Consider the following 652-nt stretch of genomic DNA (forward strand, 5'->3'; position numbering starts at 1 on the left):
ATCGGGCTCGCTGGGCGACCTCGGCGCCCACATCGTCGACGCCGCCCAGTACATCACCGGTGAGCGGCTGACCGGGGTGTCGGCGCTGACCGAGACCTTCGTCAAGGAGCGTCCCCTGGCAGCCAGCTCGGCCGGGCTCTCGGCCGGCGGCGGCGCCGGGAGGGGCGCGGTCACCGTCGACGACGCCGCGCTGTTCATCGGCAGGCTCAGCGGCGGCGGGCTGGCGTCGTTCGAGGCCACCCGCTTCGCTCCCGGGCACAAGAACGCGCTGCGCATCGAAGTCAACGGAGCGCTGGGCAGCCTGTCCTTCGACTTCGAGTCGATGAACGAGCTGTGGTTCCACGACCACACCATCCCCAGCGGTGAGCACGGGTTCCGGCGGGTGCAGGTCACCGAGCCGGACCACCCGTACGCCGGGGCGTGGTGGCCGCCCGGACACGTCCTGGGCTACGAGCACAGCTTCACCCATGAGGTGAAGGACTTCATCGAGGCGATCGCCGCCGGTGTCGCGCCCGCGCCGTCCTTCGACGACGGCCTGCGGGTCCAGCGGGTGCTCGCCGCCGTCGAGCAGAGCGCGGCTGAGGGCAGCCGCTTCACCACTGTGGAGGATTCATGACCAGGCCCATCACGTTGTTCACGGGGCAGTGGGCGG

At 71.0% G+C, this 652-nt stretch carries 1 protein-coding gene; it reads left to right on the forward strand.

Translation table 11 applies throughout. The features are described 5' to 3' along the window. A partial coding sequence (locus Msi02_RS42825) for a Gfo/Idh/MocA family protein (RefSeq protein WP_239109453.1) occupies positions 1-616 on the forward strand: 616 nt, incomplete at its 5' end. Positions 617-652 lie beyond the last annotated feature (36 nt).

Origin of the sequence: Microbispora siamensis (assembly GCF_016863095.1) — a bacterium.
Lineage (GTDB): Bacteria > Actinomycetota > Actinomycetes > Streptosporangiales > Streptosporangiaceae > Microbispora > Microbispora siamensis.